The 18360-nt window shown below is 40.5% G+C and carries 16 protein-coding genes; 4 read left to right on the plus strand and 12 right to left on the minus strand.

Annotation, left to right across the window (positions count from 1 at the left end):
* The coding region (locus HT688_RS11540; RefSeq protein ID WP_205402780.1) for a hypothetical protein at window positions 1-429 on the plus strand (429 nt) is incomplete at its 5' end.
* A 33-nt stretch (window positions 430-462) separates the two neighbouring features.
* On the opposite strand, the gene pflB is transcribed toward HT688_RS11540, so the two are convergent.
* Window positions 463-2787 carry a formate C-acetyltransferase gene (gene pflB / locus HT688_RS09010; RefSeq protein WP_000260631.1) on the minus strand — a complete coding sequence of 775 codons (2325 nt, stop codon included), beginning with the start codon at window positions 2785-2787 and terminating at the stop codon, window positions 463-465.
* Between the two features lie 238 nt (window positions 2788-3025).
* On the opposite strand from pflB, the gene dinB reads away from it, so the two are divergent.
* Window positions 3026-4087: a DNA polymerase IV gene (dinB, locus tag HT688_RS09015; RefSeq protein ID WP_050223449.1), complete on the plus strand. Its 1062-nt coding sequence runs from the start codon at window positions 3026-3028 to the stop codon at window positions 4085-4087.
* Window positions 4088-4119: 32 nt separating this feature from the next.
* On the opposite strand, the gene HT688_RS09020 is transcribed toward dinB, so the two are convergent.
* The gene (locus HT688_RS09020) at window positions 4120-4965 is read right to left on the minus strand and encodes an undecaprenyl-diphosphate phosphatase (RefSeq protein WP_050223451.1); all 846 of its coding nucleotides are present in this window, start codon (window positions 4963-4965) and stop codon (window positions 4120-4122) included.
* Window positions 4966-5025: 60 nt separating this feature from the next.
* Window positions 5026-6915 carry a DUF2207 domain-containing protein gene (locus HT688_RS09025; RefSeq protein WP_050223452.1) on the minus strand — a complete coding sequence of 630 codons (1890 nt, stop codon included), beginning with the start codon at window positions 6913-6915 and terminating at the stop codon, window positions 5026-5028.
* A 137-nt stretch (window positions 6916-7052) separates the two neighbouring features.
* Here HT688_RS09025 and HT688_RS09030 point away from each other — a divergent pair, with 137 nt between their 5' ends.
* Both HT688_RS09030 and HT688_RS09035 read left to right on the plus strand, forming a co-directional pair.
* Window positions 7053-8618, plus strand: a complete 1566-nt coding sequence (locus HT688_RS09030; RefSeq protein ID WP_050223454.1) for an ABC transporter substrate-binding protein/permease — start codon at window positions 7053-7055, stop codon at window positions 8616-8618.
* Entirely contained in the window at window positions 8618-9358 is a 741-nt protein-coding gene (locus HT688_RS09035) for an amino acid ABC transporter ATP-binding protein (protein WP_000189488.1), read from the plus strand. The genes HT688_RS09030 and HT688_RS09035 overlap by 1 nt, the downstream gene beginning before the upstream one ends.
* Window positions 9359-9466: 108 nt before the next feature.
* On the opposite strand, the gene HT688_RS09040 is transcribed toward HT688_RS09035, so the two are convergent.
* From HT688_RS09040 to rpmB, 9 genes are all read right to left on the minus strand, one after another.
* A complete protein-coding gene (locus HT688_RS09040; protein ID WP_001130036.1) occupies window positions 9467-9682 on the minus strand; it encodes a capsule biosynthesis transcriptional regulator in 216 nt (71 codons plus the stop codon).
* 830 nt (window positions 9683-10512) lie between these two features.
* Window positions 10513-11763 carry a threonine ammonia-lyase IlvA gene (gene ilvA / locus HT688_RS09045; protein WP_000952969.1) on the minus strand — a complete coding sequence of 417 codons (1251 nt, stop codon included), beginning with the start codon at window positions 11761-11763 and terminating at the stop codon, window positions 10513-10515.
* A gap of 50 nt (window positions 11764-11813) precedes the next feature.
* Window positions 11814-12170 carry a hypothetical protein gene (locus HT688_RS09050; protein WP_023939147.1) on the minus strand — a complete coding sequence of 119 codons (357 nt, stop codon included), beginning with the start codon at window positions 12168-12170 and terminating at the stop codon, window positions 11814-11816.
* An 84-nt stretch (window positions 12171-12254) separates the two neighbouring features.
* Window positions 12255-13277, minus strand: coding sequence for a ketol-acid reductoisomerase (gene ilvC, locus HT688_RS09055; RefSeq protein ID WP_000290683.1), 1023 nt, complete (start codon window positions 13275-13277; stop codon window positions 12255-12257).
* Window positions 13278-13342: 65 nt separating this feature from the next.
* Window positions 13343-13819, minus strand: a complete 477-nt coding sequence (ilvN, locus tag HT688_RS09060) for an acetolactate synthase small subunit (protein ID WP_001253803.1) — start codon at window positions 13817-13819, stop codon at window positions 13343-13345.
* On the minus strand, window positions 13812-15512 hold the full coding sequence (locus tag HT688_RS09065) for an acetolactate synthase large subunit (RefSeq protein WP_000411733.1): 1701 nt from the start codon (window positions 15510-15512) through the stop codon (window positions 13812-13814). Before HT688_RS09065 ends, ilvN begins: the two co-directional genes overlap by 8 nt.
* Before the next feature lie 204 nt (window positions 15513-15716).
* Window positions 15717-17384 (minus strand): fatty acid kinase ATP-binding subunit FakA, encoded by a 1668-nt coding sequence (fakA, locus tag HT688_RS09070; protein ID WP_000036650.1) that lies wholly within the window; start codon window positions 17382-17384, stop codon window positions 15717-15719.
* A gap of 2 nt (window positions 17385-17386) precedes the next feature.
* Complete coding sequence (locus HT688_RS09075; RefSeq protein ID WP_000216436.1) at window positions 17387-17752, minus strand: Asp23/Gls24 family envelope stress response protein; 366 nt, start codon at window positions 17750-17752, stop codon at window positions 17387-17389.
* 154 nt (window positions 17753-17906) lie between these two features.
* Window positions 17907-18095, minus strand: a complete 189-nt coding sequence (gene rpmB, locus HT688_RS09080) for a 50S ribosomal protein L28 (protein WP_001140948.1) — start codon at window positions 18093-18095, stop codon at window positions 17907-17909.
* Between the last annotated feature and the right edge of the window lie 265 nt (window positions 18096-18360).

Raw genomic sequence — 18360 nt, forward strand, 5'->3', positions numbered from 1 at the left:
GGAATTACTTTAAAATTTCCTTATCAATTTGTTCACAGTCTATTTCAATCTACTATACTCTTCGAAAATCTCTTCAAACCACGTCAGCTTCGCCTTGCCGTATATATGTTACTGACTTCGTCAGTTCTATCTGCAACCTCAAAACGGTGTTTTGAGCTGACTGCGTCAGATCTATCTGCAACCTCAAAACAGTGTTTTGAGCAACCTGAGGATAGCTTCCTAGTTTGCTCTTTGATTTTCATTGAGGATTATTTTCAAATCCCCCCAACTCAACAAGTATCTTTGAATTCCAGTCAATTTCTAGCACTGTTTGAAACGTTTCAGCGGGCTATTTCAGATTCGGTCCACTATTCCTTTCCAAAAACATTGCATATTGCGCCGAAGGAATTGCTCACACTATCCCCAAGCACAAAACCCTCAGTCGACTGACCGAGGGTTCCTTTTCATTATTCAAGAACTTGATTAGCTCAATGCATCCAAGGCATCATCCATTGAAAGAACTTCGTGGAAGACACGTTGTGTCAATTCAGTTTTTTGTTCTGGAGTGAGGTATTTAGTGTTTACACAGTATCCAGAGATACGTACGATAACGTCTTCACCTGACATAATCTTTTCGTAAACATCGTTCAAGTCCATAACGTTCAAGTTAACGTGTTGTCCACCGTTTTCGAAGTAACCATCAAGGATTGTTACCAAGTTATCAACTTGTTCGTCACGAGTCTTACCAAGAGCGCGAGGTGATACTTGTGTAGTCAATGAGATACCATCAGCTGCATAACTAAAGTCAAGGCTAGAAAGTGAATTCAAGTTTTGCAACCATCCACCTTTAGCTTTGTTAGATGGGTTAGCACCTGGTGAGAAGAATTCAAGTTTAGACAAGTTCACAGAACCATCTTCGTTGAGGTATACACCTTTGTGGACTGGTGAGTTACCAGTTTGTTTAGAGTAAGCAACGTTAGATGTGATTGTCAAAAGTGATACAGTAGCTTCTGCGTCTTTGTAAAGTTTGTGGCTACGTAGACGAGTAGTGTAAGCTTCGATCAACCATTCTGCCAATTCGTTTGAACGTGGGTCATCTTCACCCCAACGTGGGTATTCACCGATTGTTTCGTAATCGTAGATATAGCCATTTTCGTCACGGATTGGTTTAACTGTAGCGTACTTAATAGCTGACAATGTGTCAACAGTGTTGGCAAATCCACAGATACCGAATCCCATGTTGGCACGTTGTTTAGTTGGCAAGAAGGCCATTTGAACAGCTTCGTAGTTGTATTTATCAGTCATGTAGTGAATGATGTTCAAGGCATCTACGTAAGTGTCAGTCAACCAGTCAAGAGATTTTTCAAAGTTAGCTTTAACTGATTCAAATTCAAGAACTTCGTCACGGATTGGTTCGATGTCAAATACTTTGTAGTCTTTGTGAACATCGTCGTAACCACCGTTCAAACCAGTAAGAAGGGCTTTCAATACGTTTACACGCGCACCGAAGTACTGGATGTTGTGGCGTTGTTCTTCATTTTCTGGGTCAAGTGGAGACACACAGCATGAGATACAACTCATTTCACCATATCCGTCTTTAGCCATTGTTGTTACACCTTCGTATTGGATAGAAGAGTGTTTGTGGCTCATGTGCATACAGTAGCGGCGGAAGTTGTATGGCAATTTATCAGTCCAAAGAACTGTCAAGTTTGGTTCTGGAGAGTTACCGATGTTGTCAAGAGTGTTCAAGAAACGGTAGTCCATCTTAGTAACACGGTGACGACCGTCGTTACCCATACCAGCCATAGAAGTTGTGATGAAAGTTGGGTCACCTGAGTACAATTGGTCGTAAGCTTTTGTCCGAGCAAATTTAACTGTACGAAGTTTCATAACGAAATCATCAACGAATTCTTGGATTTCTGATTCAGTAAATGTACCACGAGCAAGGTCACGTTCTGCAAAGATGTCCAAAACGATTGGTACACGTCCTAGAGATGTAGCAGCACCGTTGATAACACGGCAGACAGACATGAAGGCGATGTTAACCCATTGGATCGCTTCTTTAACGTTCATCGCTGGTTTGCGAACATCAACTCCGTAAAGGTCACCCAAGCGAACAACTTGTTGCAATGCTTGGTATTGAAGGTTGATTTCTTCACGAAGACGGATTGTTTCTTCATCAATTTCTTCGATTGCATTCCAGTCGTTTACTTTTTCTTGCATCAAGTAGTCTGCACCGTAAAGAGCAAGACGTGCGTAAACACCGATGATACGTCCGCGTGAGTATGCATCTGGAAGACCAGTTACAGTGTGTGCGTGACGTGCGCGACGAATGTTTGAAGTGTAGGCACGGAAGATACCGTCGTTAACTGTTGTTACGTATTTAGTAAAGATTTCGTGAACAGCTGGATCTGGTTCGTATCCATTTTCTTTCAAAGTTGTTTCAGCCATACGGATACCACCTTTTGGCATGAAGTTCAATTTGAAGAGTTCATCGTTTTGGATACCGAAGATAACTTCATTTTCTTTATCGATAAATCCTGCTGGGATATCAGCGATAGATGTTGGACGAGTGTCCATTGGGAAACGAGTTTCTTCGTAGTGAGCCTTCGTTTCTTCTACAATTTTTTTGATGTGAAGTGAACGTTCTGTTGGTCCTGCAAGGAAGCTTTCGTCTCCATCGTAAGGTGTGTAGTTAGCTTGTACGAAGCGTGATACACTTGCTTTTTCTTTCCAATCTACGCCTTTGAAGCCTTCCCAAGCTTTGTCAAAAATATCTTGTGCTTCAACAACTGTTTTAACAACCATGTTAATGTCCTCTTTTTTCTTTCTAGTAACAACCATCTGTTACATTCATGAGACAAGTATACCATACAGTAACCGATTTCAACAAGTGGAAAATCCCTATTTTTACACTTTCTTTTCTAAAACAGTCTATATTTTATTTCAAACTGTATTATATTTTTGAAAAAATAAAGTCCTTTTTTCTTTTTTTCAGAAAAAAGGGTATAATAAAAGAAAATAAGCGGTAAAAAGGGGGCTAGGCATGTTGATTTTTCCTTTGTTAAATGATTTGTCAAGAAAAATCATCCATATTGACATGGATGCCTTTTTTGCTGCGGTGGAAATCAGAGATAATCCTAAACTCAGAGGAAAACCTGTCATTATCGGCAGTGACCCTCGGCAAACAGGTGGGCGGGGAGTCGTTTCTACCTGTAGCTATGAGGCACGAGCTTTTGGTATCCATTCAGCCATGAGCTCTAAGGAAGCCTATGAGCGTTGTCCCCAGGCCATCTTTATCTCAGGAAATTATGAGAAATACAAATCTGTGGGACTCCAGATTCGAGCTATCTTTAAGCGCTATACAGATTTGATTGAACCTATGAGTATTGACGAAGCCTATTTGGATGTAACAGAAAATAAACTCGGTATCAAGTCAGCTGTCAAAATTGCTCGCCTCATTCAAAAAGATATCTGGCAAGAACTCCATCTAACTGCTTCCGCAGGTGTTTCCTACAACAAATTCTTAGCCAAGATGGCTAGCGATTATCAAAAACCACATGGTTTGACAGTGATTCTACCTGACCAGGCTGAGGATTTTCTCAAACAAATGGATATTTCCAAATTTCATGGAGTAGGAAAGAAGACAGTCGAACGTCTTCATCAAATGGAGATTTTTACTGGCGCTGATCTACTTGAAGTTCCTGAAGTGACCCTAATAGACCGCTTTGGCAGACTGGGCTATGACCTTTATCGAAAGGCTCGTGGTATTCACAATTCCCCAGTTAAATCAAATCGCATCCGTAAATCAATCGGTAAGGAGAAAACCTATGGGAAGATTCTCCGTGCCGAGGAAGACATCAAAAAAGAGCTGACTCTCCTATCAAAAAGAGTCGCTCTCAATCTCAATCAGCAAGAAAAAGCTGGAAAAATTGTCATTTTGAAAATCCGCTACGAGGACTTTTCAACTCTCACTAAACGAAAAAGTCTGGCTCAAAAAACACAGGACGCTAGTCAGATAAGCCAAATAGCCCTGCAACTCTATGAAGAGTTAAGCGAGAAAGAAAGAGGGGTCCGCCTGTTGGGGATTACCCTGACTGGATTTTAAAACCTTGAAGAGTTGCCCCTTCAAGGTTTTTCTTATACAAATAAACGGACAAAGCTATAAAGTAGCAAGACACTACCAAGCACGATACGGTATTTACCGAAAAGGGTAAAGTCGTGTTTTTTCACATAACTTGTCAAGAAACGAATAGCCACCATGCTGACCGCAAAAGCTACTCCCATCGCAACCAAGAGCAAGAACAATTGTCCAAAGCTCAAGAGCTGTCCTGCTTTCAAAAATTTGAAAATCTTTAAGGCACTAGCTCCAAACATAACAGGAATCCCTAGATAGAAGGTAAATTCTGTCACAACTGAACGACTGGTTCCATTTAACAAACCACCGACGATTGTAGCTCCAGAACGGCTTGTCCCTGGTAAAAGGGCAAGAACTTGGAAGAGACCGATATAAAAGGCTGTCGTATAAGGAAGCTTGTCCAACTCTGTTACACTTGGCTCGATAGCACGCGCTTTATTGCGCTTTTCCAAATAGATAAAGGCAATCCCGTAGATAATCAACATGAGGGCAACTGAAACCATGTTATGGAAGTGGGTGTCAAACCAATCATCAAATTTAAAGACGCCAAGCAAAGGCAAGGTCGCAATCAAGACCTTCAACCATAGTCTCCAAGTCTTACGAACTTCCTGTTTGTCCTTAGTCGGTTTGAAAGGATTGAGCTTGTTAAAGTAAATCACCATAACCGCTAAAATAGCACCAAGTTGAATCACAACATTAAACATGGACATAAAGGCTTCACTTTGATTTTGGTATTGGATAAATTCCTCTGCTAAAATCAAGTGACCTGTACTGGAAATCGGCAACCATTCCGTAATTCCTTCAACAATCCCGAAGAAGATAGATTTTAAAATTTCAATAAGATACATAGACTACTCCTTTTTCTATCTTCCATTATAGCATATTTTTTCAGCCAGTGATAGCTCTCTTTAAAAGGCGCCGATACTGCCACCGCCTCCACCGCCAGAGAAGCCACCGCCAGAACTTCCACTTCCAGAAGATACAGAGTAGGTACTTGCTGTATTTGCGACACTGGCATATTGGCTCATTTGCGCGCTTGAATGATAAAACATACTATGCCAACCATAAGCTACATATAGATTGATATCTGGATTTTCAACTTGAATCTGATGAACCTTCATCAAATGACTAACCTTGTCCGCATAGCCAAATAAGGTCGCATAGACCAAGAGGCGATTCCAGACTACAATACTTTCCAACTCTGCCTGATCCAATCGTGCAATCTCACGCAACATATTTTCAAAACTGGTCCAGAGATAGTAGACCTCTGCTCCTGCCTCATTTAGGACACCATCACGGTTATCTAGTCGAAGTTTCCAATAATAGAAAACAGCCAAAACCAAACCTAGAAAACCAAGTATTGGCAAGAGGAAGTAAAGATAGCCATAAACATCCAAACTGTACAAGAACAAACCAAATCCGATAAATAGGGGCAGGATAGTCAAGACCCCCATACCCACTTGCAAAGCCTTTTCCCCACCAGTTAAAGGACGATAGTAATCTGGAAGCCCCCAGAAGGTAACTCGATTTCTCACTCCTTCTTGCATCTGGTTCAATACTTCTTCAAAAGAAGATTTGAGTTGACGCCCCTTTGCTTGAATCCGTTTTTCATCAGAGACTTTTGATCTACGATAAAGACTATCAGATACCTTGTAATCCGCAAACAAATTGGAAAGAGTTTCTTCTTTTTTGCCTGAAAAAGCCAGATTTAGACAGTCTTTCTCAAAGCTTGACAAACCATCTTCTTTTACTATCCTCAAGCCAACTGCATCTCCTTCTGAAATGATAGAGACATTTCCACGGTCTATCACATCTAGCAAGGTAGCTTGAATAAGTTGGTCAAAGGTGAATTTGCCAGCCCCCTTGACCAAGGGACTCACTTCCTCCAAGGAGGTCGAGTAGACAGCCTCTGATAAAACCATAGGCTCTAATTCCATTGGTGGTTCATAGAGACGATGATTTTTGGCATATTTGACCGAAGGAGTGGTCTTTCTTCTATAGATAAAATAGAAGCAGACACTCAATAACAAGGAGATAGAAAGTATCGAAGGGAAGACCCAAGTAAGGAGTTGTTTACTTTGCTCTTTTTCTTTAACAATCGAGTCTTCTACCTTATTAAATTCTTCTAAATGATTTCCTTTCAAACCCTGATCCCTAGCATTAGCAAAATCGGTCCGAGGCCAGTAGGCATGCAATTCAACTCCACGCTTAGGTGGAAGATCGTCTAAACGAATAGTATAATCAAGGTTACTCTTTTCAACCATTCCCTCTCTAAAAAGTTTCCCTGTATGGAAAAAGAGTTTTTCAGACCCCTTATCTCCCCTTACATGAAATTCAAACTTTCCAATAGCCCCTGAACTATCTGTTAAAGGTTGCCAATTTAATTCAGCGATATCATCATAAAGGAAAAGCAAGTTCTTTAAATTCCAGACAAGGTCAACTTCAACTGTGTCACCTTCCTGACCTGGATTGTAAACTTTGACAGTATAACCATCTGCTCCTTCTATCACTTCACTAGTCACATCTGTCAGTTCTGCACCGTTTTTCGTAGCCTGAACCTTTGGGTGAGGATCAATGTCAAATCCACTAGGCATCTTGCCAGCACGTCCAAGTCCCACGATTTGGCCCTTAAAGTCCTCCTCAAACTGATAAACTATCTTCTGTCTAAACTCTGCCGTATTATCTGCATGAATATACAAATCCCCTTGATAAGAGTTTATCTTAAAATCAATGGCGAAAACAGAAAGTGGCAGAAGGCAAAACAAGCCTAAGACCAGTAAGAAAAAAGTTTTTTTCATCAACTAAGCCCCCTTTTTATCTTTCTTATCATTATAGCATTTTTTCGTAAGTAAAGGCTTACTTATGTTGAAAAATTACGCATTTTTCGATAAAATAGGAGACAGTTATTTTTTAATAGATTAGAATAGGAGAAATCATGAGAAAAATATACTTATCTATTTTCACAAGTCTCTTGCTGATGCTAGGACTTGTCAATGTTGCTCAAGCCGATGAATATTTACGCATCGGGATGGAAGCAGCATATGCCCCCTTTAACTGGACTCAGGATGATGATAGCAATGGAGCTGTCAAAATCGATGGAACCAACCAGTATGCCAACGGATACGATGTTCAAATCGCCAAGAAAATCGCTAAGGACTTAGGTAAAGAACCTTTGGTTGTTAAAACCAAGTGGGAAGGTCTAGTCCCTGCCCTTACTTCTGGTAAGATTGACATGATTATCGCAGGTATGAGTCCTACTGCCGAGCGTAAACAAGAAATTGCCTTTTCAAGCAGTTACTACACTAGCGAACCAGTTTTGCTTATCAAAAAAGATTCTGCCTACGCAAATGCTAAATCTTTGAATGACTTTAATGGTGCGAAAATCACTTCTCAACAAGGTGTTTACCTTTATGACTTGATTTCACAAATCCCAGGTGCTAAAAAAGAAACAGCCATGGGAGACTTCGCTCAAATGCGCCAAGCTCTTGAGGCTGGTGTCATCGATGCCTATGTTTCTGAACGCCCAGAAGCTCTGACTGCCGAAGCTGCAAACTCTAAGTTCAAGATGGTCCAAGTAGAACCAGGTTTCAAAACTGGGGAAGAAGATACAGCTATCGCCATTGGACTTCGTAAAGATGACAATCGTATTAGCCAAATCAATGCCAGCATTGAAACCATTTCAAAAGACGACCAAGTTGCCTTGATGGATCGTATGATCAAGGAACAACCTGCCGAAGCTACAACAACTGAAGAGACTAGCAGTAGTTTCTTTAGCCAAGTTGCTAAAATTCTTTCTGAAAACTGGCAACAACTCTTGCGTGGTGCTGGTATCACTCTTTTAATCTCTATCGTCGGAACCATCACAGGTCTCATTATCGGTCTTGCCATTGGTGTTTTCCGTACTGCTCCTCTATCTGAAAATAAAGCCATTTATAGCCTACAAAAATTAGTTGGCTGGATCCTCAATGTCTACATTGAAATTTTCCGTGGTACGCCAATGATCGTTCAATCGATGGTTATCTACTATGGAACTGCCCAAGCTTTCGGTATCAACCTTGACCGTACACTAGCTGCTATCTTCATCGTTTCAATCAATACCGGTGCCTACATGACTGAAATCGTCCGTGGTGGTATCCTGGCAGTTGACAAGGGACAATTTGAAGCCGCAACTGCACTCGGTATGACTCATAACCAAACCATGCGTAAGATTGTCCTACCTCAGGTTGTCCGCAATATCCTACCAGCAACTGGTAATGAATTTGTCATCAATATCAAAGATACATCTGTATTGAACGTTATCTCTGTTGTCGAACTTTATTTCTCAGGAAATACCGTGGCAACTCAAACCTATCAATACTTCCAGACATTTACAATCATCGCCGTGATTTACTTTGTCCTCACCTTCACCGTAACACGTATCCTACGCTTCATCGAACGCCGAATGGACATGGATACCTATACTACAGGTGCTAACCAAATGCAAACGGAGGATTTGAAATAATGACACAAGCAATCCTTGAAATTAAACACCTCAAAAAATCCTATGGACAAAACGAAGTGCTAAAAGACATTTCTCTGACTGTCCACAAGGGAGAGGTCATCTCTATCATCGGAAGCTCTGGAAGCGGGAAATCGACCTTCCTACGCTCCATCAACCTACTTGAAACACCAACTGATGGACAAATCCTTTATCATGGACAAAATGTCCTCGAAAAAGGCTATGACCTCACGCAATACCGTGAAAAGTTGGGGATGGTGTTCCAATCCTTTAACCTCTTTGAAAATCTCAACGTGCTTGAAAACACAATTGTCGCTCAGACAACTGTCCTTAAACGCGAACGCACAGAAGCTGAAAAGACTGCCAAAGAAAACCTAGAAAAAGTCGGCATGGGAGAACGCTACTGGCAAGCGAAGCCAAGACAACTCTCAGGGGGTCAAAAACAACGTGTGGCCATCGCTCGTGCCCTCTCCATGAATCCGGACGCTATTCTCTTTGATGAACCAACATCAGCTCTCGATCCAGAAATGGTTGGAGAAGTCCTCAAAATCATGCAAGATCTGGCTCAGGAAGGCTTGACCATGATTGTCGTAACCCACGAAATGGAATTCGCCCGTGATGTCTCTCACCGTGTTATCTTTATGGATAAGGGTGTGATTGCTGAAGAAGGCAAACCAGAAGATCTCTTCACCAATCCTAAAGAAGACCGTACAAAAGAATTCCTTCAACGCTATCTCAAATAAAAAGAAAAGGCTGCCTCAACCGTGCAGTCTTTTTGCTGTCCTCAAAATGAAAAGGCAGATTCTCTATCTCTACTACTTGAGGGTCAAGAATCCGCCGTTATCCAAAGATTAATCTTCAAATTTTTCATGATTTTTTTCATAGAAATCAATTAGGCCTAGGGCTGTTTCAAATGAAATATTTTTTACTTTTGCACGACCCTGCGCCAGAGCAATGATAGACATTTCACGCGCATTCGTTTCCTTAGAGATACGGTAGCCTGTGATTTTCTTATCACGAACCCAGCCAACAACTGATTCTACTTTTTCAAAGTTTGACTTAGCCATGTTTTTCTCCTATTTTCTTCTTTACAATACTTAATTGTATACGTTTTTACTACTTTTGTCAATAAAAAAACATATATTCAATAAAATAAATGACCCAGAATCTTCTTACTTCCTTTTTAAAGCCGATAATATATAGTTTTCCGCTTACTATAACCCATCAGTATGCTCCTAAAAAACAATTGCATTATTAAACTTTAAATTTGTAAAAATATTCACGTATGCTGAATACCAGTTTCTTAATAGGATAGACAGGATTTACTATTTCATTCTATCTATTCCTTTTAAATCAACAAGCCCACTAAAGATAGTCTTTCACTCCTCACTATCTCTAAATCATTCCGTTTTCTTTCTCCTTCTTTGGTTCCTTTCCTGTCCTTATCTATATCTTATCCATTTCACAACCGGTACTACTTACTTTGTACAATCTTGCATCTTCTGATTACATACCCACTTTCCAGCTAGTCATTTAAAATCAGTATCACTAGCTATTGCATGTCTAGCACTATTGTCTATCTCACGAGTTTTTTCGACCAACTCACCTAGCAGTCATCTCACAAACATTGATTATTTTTTTTGATTCCTATTATATTTAGAGAAATCTCAAATTAGGGATATATACAATTGGGGATTTCAAAAAATTTCCTTATATATAGTAAGTAATTCTGCCGCCTTAATATAAACAGAATCGAAAATAATAGGTGTTATAGTGAGTTGTAGTAGAAATAGCACGATAAGCTTCCTAAAACCATAGGAATCGCCCCCTTTCTTCACTATCATTATAACACCTATACATTAGTTGTGCAAATAATATGATATTTTTTTATTAGTCCTCAGACAAGCATATTATAGAGCGTTTCATTCCCATTTAAGTTAATATAAGCTGGATCAAAACCTTCCATTCGACGAATTAAGCCTGCATAATCATGCTTATCTGCCAAAGCGATCCCAATCAATACTGGACCTGTTCCCTTACTAGCTCGCTTGATATACTCAAAACGGGTGATATCATCATTTGGCCCCAAGATATCATTTACAAACTCACGCAAAGCTCCTGGACGCTGTGGGAAATTGACCACAAAGTAATGTTTGATCCCATCATAAATCAAGGCACGCTCTTCCATTTCTGGCATACGGTTGATATCATTATTCCCTCCAGAAATGATACAACAAATGGTTTTCCCCTTGATATATTCAGCTAAAACCTCTAAAGAGGCGATACTAGCTGCTCCAGCAGGTTCTGCAACAATCCCTTGCTTAGAGTAGAGGTCAATCAAAGTTTCAGAAATCAATCCCTCATCGACACCTACCAAAGTTTGAACATGTTGACGCGTTGCTTCATAGGTCAACTGTCCTACCTTTTGCACAGCAATCCCATCCGCAAATTTGTCAATTTCTTTGAGTTTAACAGGTCCACCAGCTTCAAAAGCAGCTTTCATGGAACGCGCTCCATTAGCCTCTACCCCAATGACTTCAATTTCTGGACTTGTTTCCTTGATATAGGTAGAAACCCCGGCAATGAGACCGCCACCACCAACAGGGACCAAGACAGCATCAAAGTCAATCGATTCTTTTCGAGCTTCTTCTAAAATCTCATAAGCAACTGTTCCTTGACCCGCTTGGACATGAGTATCATCAAAGGGAGCAATAAAGGTACGATTTTCAGAGACTGTAAATTCTTGAGCTGCTTTGGCTGAGGCATCAAAGGTATCTCCAACTAGTTTAATGGTTACAAAATCCCCACCAAAAAAGCGAACCTGACCAATCTTTTGTTGCGGAGTGGTAATGGGCATAAAAATAGTAGCAGGAATTTTCATCTCATTACAAGTATAGGCAACTCCCTGCGCATGATTTCCCGCAGAAGCACAGACTACCCCACGCTCACGTTCTTCCTTGCTGAGCTGAGAAATAGCATAATAGGCACCACGAATTTTAAAGGAACGAACACGCTGGGCATTTTCTTTTTTCAAATAAATCTTAGCACCATACTTCTCCGATAAATAATGGTCGTAATCCAGTGGGGTATTCACAACCACACCATTCAAGACCTTATGAGCCTTGATAATATCTTTTGAACTTAACATATAAAACCTCTTTTTCTATAAAAAACAGTCACTAATGACTGTTTTTTTAGTTATTCATCTCCAAAAACTTCAGCAACACTTTCATGATATTTATGAGCCATACGAATTGAAAACTCTTTAGGAAGTTCATAACGATTTGTGGAAATCCAATCATATAACCATTCTGCCAAACTTTCTTCACTATCATTACGATGGAAGATAAAATAGTTTAAAACTTCTTTATATTCTACATCATTCAAATCCAGCGTGTCTACAAATTGACTACGAGGAACAAAATTAGAATCTAATTTTCTTAGTTGATCTGTCAATTCTCCCAATTGTAAATCCAACTGAAAAAATAATTTTTGCAGTTGCCTATCAGTCTCATCACATCCTGTCTTGATAGAAAACAAATTGGTAATATTCATATGATTTCAACCCCTAAATAAGTATATCTAATATCCCACGAATAGCTGAAGCTACTATTTTAAGCAAAATTCTTTGCTTTCTAATTAGTTATAGATTTTGAATGCATCATCGTCGTTTTTACCAACGAAAGGCATTGCTTTACGCAATTCTGCACCAACTTTTTCAATTTCAAGGTTAGCTGCTTGTTCACGGTAAGCAGTCAATTTTGGACGTCCAGCTTTATAGTCATTTACAAAGTCATTTGCAAATTTACCATTTTGGATGTCTGCCAAGACAGCTTTCATATTTTCTTTAACTTGCTCAGTAATCACACGTGGACCTGATACATAGTCACCGTATTCAGCAGTGTTTGAAATAGATTGACGCATTTTCTTGAATCCACCTTCATAGATCAAGTCAACGATCAATTTCATTTCGTGAAGAACTTCAAAGTAAGCCAATTCTGGAGCGTAACCTGCTTCTGTCAAGACTTCGAAACCTGCTTCGATAAGGGCAGTCAAACCACCACAAAGTACAGCTTGTTCACCAAACAAATCTTCTTCAGTTTCTTCTTTGTATGTTGTTTCAAGAAGACCTACACGAGCTGCTCCAACACCTTTACACCAGTCCATAGCAATGTTTTTCGCATTTCCTGTTGCATCTTGGTATACTGCGTAAAGAGCTGGTACACCAAATCCTTCTTCGTAAGTACGGCGTACCAAGTGCCCTGGTCCTTTAGGAGCACACATAAAGACATCTACATCCGCAGGAACTTTGATAAATTCGAAGTGAATGTTGAAACCATGAGCAAATCCAACTGCATTCCCAGCTTCCAAGTTTGGAGCGATTTCCGCTTCGTACAATTCTTGTTGGATTTCGTCTGGTGCCAAAATCATGATAACATCAGCCAATTTAGTTGCTTCTGCTACTGTGTAAGTGTCAAATCCATCTTCTTTTGCTTTGTCAAAAGATTTACCTGGACGTACACCGATGATGACATCGCGACCTGAGTCACGCAAGTTTTGAGCATGCGCATGTCCTTGTGAACCATAACCGATAACGGCGATTTTTTTACCGTCAAGTGCTGCTACTTTAACATCTTTTTCGTATTCCATTTGAACTGCCATAGTTTTTCTCTCTTTTCTATCATTTATTGCCTTTTAGGCTGGTTTAACAAATTTAAGTTGGATTTTTAGTCACGGGTAAATCCAGTTGCACCCGTTCGAGCAATATTGCGAATACCGTATGGTCGAATGACTCGTAATAGAGCTTCACTCTTTTCAGCATTTCCTGTCATCTGAATGGTAATCGAGCTTGGCGCTACGTCTACCACTGTTGCACGGAAAGGTTGAATAATCGCTAGAATCTCAGCTCGCTTCTCAGCTGGCGCTGACATCTTAACCAAAATCACCTCGCGCTCCAAATGAGGCTTGTCTGTAATATCACGAATGCGAATCACATCAATCTGACGATTGAGTTGCTTGATAATTTGCTCCACTTCATCATGAGAAGCAACATCAATAATAATGGTGATACGCGATACATTCGGATCTTCTGTTGCTCCAACAGAGATGCTTTCAATATTAACCTGACGACGAGATAAGACACCTGTAAAGCGATTGAGGACTCCTGAACGATTTTGTAGTTTTGCTGTTAACATTCTACGCATGGAACTTCACCCCCAACATCTCATGATTACTCTTACCAGCCGGTACCATTGGTAACACCTGTTCCTTACGAGAAATATCTACCTCAATTAGCATAGGAACATGCTCAGTGATGACTTCAAGGTCTTGAGCCAAGGTCTCAGGATTGTCAAACTTATAGTTTTTAATACCATAAGCCTGCGCCATCAATTGGAAATCAGGAAGGGTATCAAAGACCGACTCTGATGTTCTTCCTTCATAGAAGGATTCCTGCCACTGGCGAACCATTCCAAGTGAATGATTGTTCAGCATAACCACCTTGATTGGCACTTTGTAAATATTCAAAATAGCCAACTCCTGGTTGGTCATTTGGAAACCACCATCCCCAACAAACAAGACTACTTCCTTATCTGGGTTAGCAATTTTAGCCCCGATTGCTGCTGGAATTCCGAATCCCATGGTTCCTAAACCACCTGAAGTCACTAACTGACGTTCATTTTGGTAGGGATAATACTGGGCTGTCCACATTTGGTGTTGACCAACATCTGTTACCACAATGGCATCTCCATTCGTCAATTCACCAATGCGTTCAATAACTGCTTGCGGTTGAACCACACGCTCTTTCTTATCATAAGAACGAACACGGTTCTTGTCTTTAGTAACTTTCTCAATCCATTTCTCAGTATTGTTATGAACTGTCGGTTCTGCTAGCAACATTTGCAAGGCTTTCTTAGCATCTCCAACTACAGGAATATCTGCACTGATAATCTTGCCAATCTCGGCTGGGTCAATATCAATATGGGCAACCTTAGAATTCTTAGCAAAAGTCTTTGGATTTCCTGTCAAACGGTCATCAAAACGAGAGCCAATACTAATCATAAAGTCCGTCTCTGTCATGGCAATATTCGCTGCGAAAGAACCGTGCATCCCCCCCATTCCAAGGAAGAGTGGGTGAGTCGTTGCAATTGTTCCTTGACCTAAGAGAGTTGTTACGACTGGAATTTGATAGCGTTCTGCAAATTCATTTAATTCTGCCGCAGCCTCAGCATAACTAATTCCACCACCAGCTAACAAGACTGGCTTTTTAGCCTTGGACAATTGCTTCAAGATTTTCTTGATTTGCATATCATTTGGTTCAAGAGTCGGCTGATAGCTTGGTAGGTTCACTTCTGGTGAATAAATGAAGTCTGTTTCTAAAGCAGATACGTCTTTAGGTAGGTCAATGACGACTGGCCCTGGACGGCCTGTAGTCGCGATATGGACAGCTTCCGTGATGATACGCGGAATATCAGCTGTCTCACGAACTTGGTAATTGTACTTAGTGATTGGCATGGTAATTCCCACGATGTCTGCCTCCTGAAAGGCATCCTTCCCAATCCCTGCTCGCCCTACCTGACCTGTAAAGACCAAAAGGGGAACACTATCGCTCATGGCATCCGCAATCCCTGTAATGGCATTTGTTGCTCCCGGTCCGCTAGTAACGACGGCAACACCCAACTTTCCAGTTGATTTAGCATAACCTTCAGCTTCATGCAGACAACCTTGCTCATGGCGTCCTAGAATGTGGTGAATACCTTTAAAATTATATATCGCATCATAAAAAGGCAAGACTGCACCACCAGGATAACCAAAGATGGTATCAATTCCTAAATCACGAAGTGTTTCCAAAACTAGGTCCGAACCCGTCTTAGGAGATTCTAAACTGATTTTCTCCATTGTTCCCCTTTCTTTCCTCTTAAAAATAACTTGTTACTATCATACCATTTTTTTAAAAATTTTCAAGAGAAAAGAAGAAATTTTCTGAATTTTCTATTTTAACGTTTATTTATGAATGTTATTTTTGTTTTTATTAAAAAGATACCGTTTTCATTTGCTAAAAAAGAAAAAGAACTGATTTCTCAGTCCTTCATTAATCGGCTCTTATTCCACACTAAATAGATAGGGGTAAACAGGTTGTTGACCTTGGTGGATTTCAACTTCAAGATCCTCAAATTCTTCTGCGATTTCTTGAGCGATTTCATTGGCAAGTTCTTCGCTTCCGTCTTCACCGACATAGAAGGTTACGATTTCACTGTCTTCATCCAACATATGTTTCAAAGTTTCTGCCAAGGTTTGGTGCATGTCAGGGTTTGACACGAGGATTTTCCCATCCACCATACCTAGATTATCGTTTTCATGGATTTCTAAACCATCGATCGTTGTATCACGCACGGCTGTTGTGACGCTTCCGCTAACGACATCACTAAGAGCAGCTGTCATACGCTCTTGGTTTTCTTCAATGGACTTGCTTGAATCAAAGGCAAGAAGACTTGTCAAACCTTGAGGAAGAGTGCGAGCCTCTACCACTACTGCTGGTTGCTCCAAAACTTCTGCCGCAGATTGAGCTGCCATGAAGATATTCTTGTTATTTGGCAGGAAGATGATGTTACGGGCATTGACCTGTTCAACAGCCTTGATAAAGTCTTCTGTTGAAGGGTTCATGGTTTGACCGCCTTCGATAACATAATCCACACCTTGAGAACGGAAGATATCTGCTAGACCTTTACCAGCCACCACAGCAATCAAAGCATACTCTTTTTCTTCAGCTGGCTTGCTAACTTGGGCAGTTTCTTTCTCAATCTGTGCTTCGTGTTGGTTACGCATATTGTCAACTTTTACCTTGACCAAGCTACCATATTTTAGACCTTCTTGCATGACAAGTCCTGGATCTTCTGTATGGACATGGACTTTGACGATTTCATCATCATTGACAACGAGGAGAGAATCTCCAAGTTCATTCAAGTAGTTACGGAATTCATCGTAGTCAAAATCTTTGGCATAGGTTGGACCTTGCTTAAGAGCTACCATGATTTCAGTACAGTAACCAAAGTTGATATCCTCAGTCGCCACATGACCAGCCACAGACTTGTGGTGCTCTGCATTGATCATTTCACTCATATTGGCAGGAGTCGCTACAAAGTCCTCAGATGCAATATATTCACCAGTAAGGGCAGAAAGGAAACCTTCGTAGATAAAGACCAATCCTTGACCACCTGAGTCCACAACGCCAACTTCCTTCAATACTGGAAGCATGTCTGGCGTTTTAGTTAGAGCTGTTTTAGCACCTTCCAAGGCTGCGCGCATGACTTCAACAGCATCATCTGTTTGCTCAGCTTTTTTCTTAGCACCGATAGCAGCCCCACGAGAAACTGTCAAAATCGTTCCTTCAACTGGTTTCATCACTGCCTTATAGGCAACTTCAACACCTGATTGGAAGGCAAGGGCCAAGTCTTGACCTGTTAACTCGTCTTTATCCTTGATGGCTTGTGAAAATCCACGGAAAAGCTGAGACATAATAACTCCTGAGTTCCCACGCGCACCCATCAAAAGCCCTTTAGCAAGAATGCTCGCTACCTCTCCAACTGTAGAAGCTGGCTTGTCTGCAACTTCTTTAGCTCCATTTTCGATGGTCATCCCCATGTTTGTTCCAGTATCTCCATCTGGAACAGGGAAGACGTTTAATGAATTGACATATTCAGCTTGCTTATTCAAGCGAGTTGATGCAGCCTGCACCATTTCTTGAAATAAGCTAGTAGTAATTTTTGACACGGTTATTCTCCTACAACTTTGATATTTTGAATGTAGACATTTACAGTCTGAGCAGTAATTCCAAGCTGGTTTTCCAAGCTAAAGGCAACACGCTCTTGAATGTTTTTTGACACTTCACTAATCTTTGTTCCGTAGCTCAACACGGTATACACATCAACTGCAATGCTGCCATCTTCGGCTGCCTTTACGACGACACCTTTAGAATAATTTTCCTTACCTAGAAGGGCTTGAAAATTATCTTTGAGGGCATTTTTACTAGCCATACCGACCACACCAAAAATTTCAGTTGCTGCTCCACCTACGACGGTTGCAATCACTTCATCTGTTAGTTCGATTTGACCATCTTTTGTATTAATTTTTACAGTCATCCTTTTTACCTCAACTAGTTGATACTCTATTTTATCATATTTCAGCCCAAGTGTAAAAGCAGAATACTGTATCAGCGGATATTTACTCTGCTTTTAAAATGATTTTTTCGCTATGACAAAAGAAAAAGACCCTGAGGTCTCCTTGCTTTTATTATTAAACGCGTTCAACTTTACCTGATTTCAAAGCACGAGCTGAAGCCCAAACTTTTTTAGGTTTACCATCGATAAGAACAGTAACTTTTTGAAGGTTTGGTTTTACGGCACGTTTTGTTTGGTTCATCGCGTGTGAACGGTTGTTTCCTGATACAGTCTTACGACCTGTAAAGTAACATACTTTAGCCATTTGTGTTTTCCTCCTATTAGATCTAATATAGCGGATGTGCTAGCACCACATACCGTACTATGTTATCACACTTTCTTCATTTTTGCAAGGGAATTGGAAGATTTTTTTATTTATTGTGATTCGAATGTGATATTGAAAGTTCTATAATGAAGTTAGCCACCCAGCCCTCCTAAAAATTAGATGTTTTAACTAGCTGATAGTTAGCCCTCGATTTCATTTGATAAGAGGCTTGGAGCTGTTTGATTCCAAGTCATAACCACCCGTG

Origin of the sequence: Streptococcus sp. 1559 (assembly GCF_013276735.1) — a bacterium.
Taxonomy (GTDB): domain Bacteria; phylum Bacillota; class Bacilli; order Lactobacillales; family Streptococcaceae; genus Streptococcus; species Streptococcus pseudopneumoniae.

Bases quoted from the DNA above. Each gene is read 5' to 3' on its own strand.
- pflB (WP_000260631.1), bottom strand. From the start codon at position 2,787: ATGGTTGTTAAAACAGTTGTTGAAGCACAAGATATTTTTGACAAAGCT.
- dinB (WP_050223449.1), top strand. From the start codon at position 3,026: ATGTTGATTTTTCCTTTGTTAAATGATTTGTCAAGAAAAATCATCCAT.
- HT688_RS09020 (WP_050223451.1), bottom strand. From the start codon at position 4,965: ATGTATCTTATTGAAATTTTAAAATCTATCTTCTTCGGGATTGTTGAA.
- HT688_RS09025 (WP_050223452.1), bottom strand. From the start codon at position 6,915: ATGAAAAAAACTTTTTTCTTACTGGTCTTAGGCTTGTTTTGCCTTCTG.
- HT688_RS09030 (WP_050223454.1), top strand. From the start codon at position 7,053: ATGAGAAAAATATACTTATCTATTTTCACAAGTCTCTTGCTGATGCTA.
- HT688_RS09035 (WP_000189488.1), top strand. From the start codon at position 8,618: ATGACACAAGCAATCCTTGAAATTAAACACCTCAAAAAATCCTATGGA.
- HT688_RS09040 (WP_001130036.1), bottom strand. From the start codon at position 9,682: ATGGCTAAGTCAAACTTTGAAAAAGTAGAATCAGTTGTTGGCTGGGTT.
- ilvA (WP_000952969.1), bottom strand. From the start codon at position 11,763: ATGTTAAGTTCAAAAGATATTATCAAGGCTCATAAGGTCTTGAATGGT.
- HT688_RS09050 (WP_023939147.1), bottom strand. From the start codon at position 12,170: ATGAATATTACCAATTTGTTTTCTATCAAGACAGGATGTGATGAGACT.
- ilvC (WP_000290683.1), bottom strand. From the start codon at position 13,277: ATGGCAGTTCAAATGGAATACGAAAAAGATGTTAAAGTAGCAGCACTT.
- ilvN (WP_001253803.1), bottom strand. From the start codon at position 13,819: ATGCGTAGAATGTTAACAGCAAAACTACAAAATCGTTCAGGAGTCCTC.
- HT688_RS09065 (WP_000411733.1), bottom strand. From the start codon at position 15,512: ATGGAGAAAATCAGTTTAGAATCTCCTAAGACGGGTTCGGACCTAGTT.
- HT688_RS09075 (WP_000216436.1), bottom strand. From the start codon at position 17,752: ATGACTGTAAAAATTAATACAAAAGATGGTCAAATCGAACTAACAGAT.
- rpmB (WP_001140948.1), bottom strand. From the start codon at position 18,095: ATGGCTAAAGTATGTTACTTTACAGGTCGTAAGACTGTATCAGGAAAC.